The organism is Mesorhizobium sp. M7D.F.Ca.US.004.03.1.1, assembly GCF_003998635.1.
Taxonomy (GTDB): domain Bacteria; phylum Pseudomonadota; class Alphaproteobacteria; order Rhizobiales; family Rhizobiaceae; genus Mesorhizobium; species Mesorhizobium loti.
This window is the reverse complement of record NZ_RZQG01000565.1, coordinates 1-3996: the sequence shown is the minus strand read 5'-3', so window position 1 is coordinate 3996 and position 3996 is coordinate 1. Positions and strand designations below refer to the sequence as shown.

General features: G+C 61.9%; 6 protein-coding genes. 3 read left to right on the top strand and 3 right to left on the bottom strand.

All coding sequences use genetic code 11. The features are described from left to right. From EN935_RS25470 to EN935_RS42940, 3 genes are all read right to left on the bottom strand, one after another. A partial coding sequence (locus tag EN935_RS25470; protein WP_127373730.1) for a glycerophosphodiester phosphodiesterase family protein occupies window positions 1-1008 on the bottom strand: 1008 nt, incomplete at its 3' end. A 137-nt stretch (window positions 1009-1145) separates the two neighbouring features. Beyond that, window positions 1146-2402, bottom strand: a complete 1257-nt coding sequence (locus EN935_RS25465) for a cyclopropane-fatty-acyl-phospholipid synthase family protein (protein WP_109672360.1) — start codon at window positions 2400-2402, stop codon at window positions 1146-1148. Between the two features lie 59 nt (window positions 2403-2461). Further along, window positions 2462-2719, bottom strand: a complete 258-nt coding sequence (locus EN935_RS42940; RefSeq protein WP_348629913.1) for a DUF1365 family protein — start codon at window positions 2717-2719, stop codon at window positions 2462-2464. A gap of 33 nt (window positions 2720-2752) precedes the next feature. Between EN935_RS42940 and EN935_RS42835 the strand changes: the two genes are divergently transcribed. The 3 genes from EN935_RS42835 to EN935_RS25455 all read left to right on the top strand — a co-directional run. Next, window positions 2753-2881, top strand: coding sequence for a hypothetical protein (locus EN935_RS42835; RefSeq protein WP_281036067.1), 129 nt, complete (start codon window positions 2753-2755; stop codon window positions 2879-2881). A gap of 98 nt (window positions 2882-2979) precedes the next feature. Continuing rightward, window positions 2980-3270 (top strand): Dabb family protein, encoded by a 291-nt coding sequence (locus tag EN935_RS25460; RefSeq protein ID WP_013531473.1) that lies wholly within the window; start codon window positions 2980-2982, stop codon window positions 3268-3270. A gap of 116 nt (window positions 3271-3386) precedes the next feature. Then, window positions 3387-3996 (top strand): VOC family protein (locus EN935_RS25455; RefSeq protein ID WP_164771329.1); only part of this gene is annotated, 610 nt, incomplete at its 3' end.

The window sequence follows — 3996 nt, the reverse complement described above, 5'->3', positions numbered from 1 at the left end:
AATCCAGGCCCTATGGCGTGGATTCAGCCGGCGGCGCGAACGCTTCTTGATGTCAGGCATGATGAGATCCAGCGCATCCGTGGAAATGCCGCCGGAATAGCCGTTCGGCAGCTGCTTGATCAGTTCGGGATCGTCGAGCCCTTGCGAAAAGTCGCCGCCGGAATAAGGGCCGCGCAGGTAGACGCGGCTATCGACGCCTTGCATGCGATCGAGAAACCGGTTTGGCCAACCCCACATCCATTTTGCGATGTTGACGGGGATGAGCAAGGTGCCATTGCGGCAGGCATCTGGAACGTAGCCGCTCCAGCCAATCGCGGCATAGCGCAGGATGCATTGCGTCAGCGACGCGCGGCTTAGCGTATGCATGTCCGGTAGCGCGGCCTTGACCGCGGCAACCGGATTGTCGCCGCCATAGACCGACAGATAGAAGCGTTCGGCAGGCGACAGCGTGGCGAGCCGTGCGGCCAGCTTTTCGCCTTCGCCCGGGTCGTTGCTCTTGACGTTGATGTTGAAGCGGTGGGCCGGGAAATGCGACAGAACCTCATCCAGCGATGGCATCATGCCGATACCCGTCCCGCGAAAGGGAAAACTCTTGCCGCCATCCGCGGTGTAGCCATAGCCGACATCGAGCGTCTTCAACTCGGCCATGGAATGGTTGCGTGTTTCTCCCTTGCCTTCCGTGCGACAATCCAGCGTCCAGTCGTGGAAGACGGCGAACTTGCCGTCCGTCGTCGGGTGGACATCCAGTTCAAGCGCGTCAGCGCCCAGCGCGAAGGCGGCCTCCATCGAGGGGATCGTGTTTTCGAGGTAGGCATGGCGCGGCGGCAACATGCGACTGGCCGTGCAAGTCTCACCCGTTATACCTTCACGTGCGTAGTCCTGAGCAAGGCCGCGATGGGCGAGCACCTCCGGGCTGCCGGCGCGGCTCGACAACAGAGAGGTGTTGTTGAGCCGGATGCCCGCCGCAGCGACAACAATGACGCCGAAGAAGATCGTCCGTTTGCGCATCAGGTGATTTCCGATTCGTCCGTCCTGCGCGGCATCCTGCTTCGCGATTGGACTTTTTGACGGCGACCGAGCGACGATATCGAGATCATGCTCGACATCGCCTGGTCAGCGGCAATGAATCGAAGAGCGTTCTCGACTTACGCCTTGTAGACCACCTGGCGCACGTCGATGTAGCTGGCGCGGAATCCGGCCTCGCAATAGTGCAGGTAGAACTCCCAGAGCTTCTTGAAGCGGTCGTCGAAGCCGAGCGGGACGATCTTCTCCCATGACGCCCAGAACCGGTGGCGCCATTCGGCGAGCGTACGCGCGTAATCGTCCGGAAACACGCGCTCGCGCAGATGGGCAAGGCCGTGATCCTTGCCGAGTGCTTTCAGGATCGACGGCGTCGGCAGCATGCCGCCCGGGAAAACGTAGCGCTGGATGAAATCGGGCCTTGCGCGATACGTATCGTAGGCGGCTTCGTTGATGGTGATGATCTGCAGGCCGGCGGTGCCGCCGGGCCTCAGGCAGGCCTTCATCTTGCCGAAAAACACAGGCCAGTATTTCTCGCCGACCGCCTCGAACATCTCGATCGAGGCGATGCGGTCATAGGTGCCGGTTTCGTCGCGATAGTCCTGCAGCTTGATGTCGACCTTGTCGGCAAGCCCGGCCTTGGCGATACGCGCCTTGGCGAAATCGTGCTGCTCGCGGCTGATCGTCAGCCCGGTCACCCGGCAGCCGATCTCGCGTGCTGCGAATTCGGCGAAGCCGCCCCAGCCACAGCCGATTTCCAGCACGTGGTCCTTCGGACCTATCCCTGTATCCTTCGCCAACGCACGATATTTGGCGGCTTGCGCGCTTTCCAGGTCGTTGGCACCTGTCGTGTAGAGCGCCGAAGAATAGGTCATGCTCGGATCGAGCCATTCCTTGTAGAAGGCGTTACCGAGGTCGTAATGCGCCGAGATGTTGCGCTTCGAGCCGGTGCGCGTGTTCTGGTTGAACCAGTGGCGAATGCGCTGGACGGTATTGATCAGCCAGCTGGTGCCGCCCGCGATACGCTCGCCGACGACCGAATTGACCACGAACAGCTCCAGGAAGCTGGTCACGTCGGGGCTGTCCCAATCGCCGTCCATGTAGGATTCGGCAACGCCGATCGTGCCGCCAGAAAAGGCGCGGCCCGGCAAGCGCCAGTTCTTGAGCACCAGTTCGGCGTCCGGGCCGGGTCCCTTGCCGCCGACGAGGACGGCGCGCCCGTCCGGCATCCTGACCTTGAGCGACCCGCGTGGCAGGTTCATCGCCGCTGACAGCACCATGCGGGCCTTGGCCGGCAGGCCCTTGACGATCTCGGCAAAATTGAATTCGTCCAGCCTGACCGCGTCGCTCAATGCTGCGCCAAAATGTTCCTTGTGTGCCATCTCACGCCCCTGGATTTCCGCGGTGTCGGCGCAAATTGCCGGGCCGCGGTTCTCTTGGATCATTCGCCGGGTTCGAACGCCTTTGCCTCATCACGGGTGCTGACCGGCTGAGTGAAGGGCGGGCTCGAACGAAAAGCGCGCGCTCCTTTTCCCCTGAGCTTCAGCACTTCCCAGTGAATCCCTGCGACAATCTTCCACGTCATGAGGGGGGACTTCAAGAGGCAGGCTGCAAACGGGGCTGTGCCAAGCGGGGTCGCTCTCGCTGGCGTGGATCTGCCTTTTACACAGCAAGGGCCGAACGCGCCAAAAACGCCTATGGCTGCTCCCTTGCTTGTGCGATAGATTTAGCCATGCGTTATGTAGTCGTCATTGCCGCCATCACGTTTTTCCTGATCTGGGACGGCCTATACAATCAGGGCCGGTATCTGGACTCCACGGTAAGGGGTGTCTCGCACGTCGTGCGATCCGTCACCGGCTAGCGTCCATTCGAACGACTGGCAGCCGCGACATCCTTGTCGATTGACGCCACCGTCCTGCCGTCACAAAAGACCCCAGCATTTTGATCGAGGAGGCGGGGTTGATCCGACATATCGTTTTCTTCAGCGCGCGGCGTAAAGAGGATGTCGAGGCCGTGCGCACCGGTCTGTTGGCGCTCGGCAACATCCCCCATTCCAGCCTTTTCGAGGTCACCTTGAACACCAAGGTCGATCCGCTGTCGGATGAGGTCGACGTGGTCGTCTATGCGGAGTTCGCCGATGACGCCGCGCTGGCCGCCTACAAGGCGCACCCGCTCTACGCGCAGACCACCAGCAAGGTCAAACCAATGCGCGAACTGCGTTATTCCGCCGATGTTGTGGCCGGCAGCTGATCGAGGACTGCCCCAGATGATGCCTTTTTTCGGCGTCGGTGAACTGGTGAGGCGAACTGGCCGGGATTGCGATCATGTCTTGAACCGGTTTGCGGAATGATGCACATCGCGCCTGCATGACCCGAACCACTGGCACTCATCCGCTCGATCACCTGGTGCTGCCGACGCAGAGCCTTGAGGTGGCGCGAGCCCGGCTCGCCGCGCTTGGCTTCGTCGTTGCCCCGACCGGCATCCATCCCTTCGGAACCGAAAACTGCTGTGTGTTCCTCGCCGATGGCGCCTATCTGGAGCCGCTGGCGATCGGTGATGAACGGGCCGCGACGCAGGCCATTGCAGAGAGCAATGTGTTCGTCACGCGCGACCGCATCTATCGCGAGAGCAACGGCGATGAGGGCTTTTCGGCGATGGTCCTTGCAACCGGCAACGTCGACGCCGACCATGCGCGCTACCTCGAAGCAGGCATCTCGGCGGGCGACATGCTGAGCTTCTCGCGCGCCTTCACGGACACGGCGGGCAAAAGCGACATCGCATCGTTCAAGCTCGCCTTCGCGGCCGGAGCCGAAGCCACGGACGCCTTCCTGTTTGCCTGCGAGCGGGTCAACGCGCCTGATGTGGACCGCACGGCTTTGCAGGCCCACGCCAACGGCGCCACCGGAATTGTCGAGATCGTTGCGGTCAGCGATGCGCCTGGAGAACAGCATCGGCTGATTTCCGTGGCGGTAGACG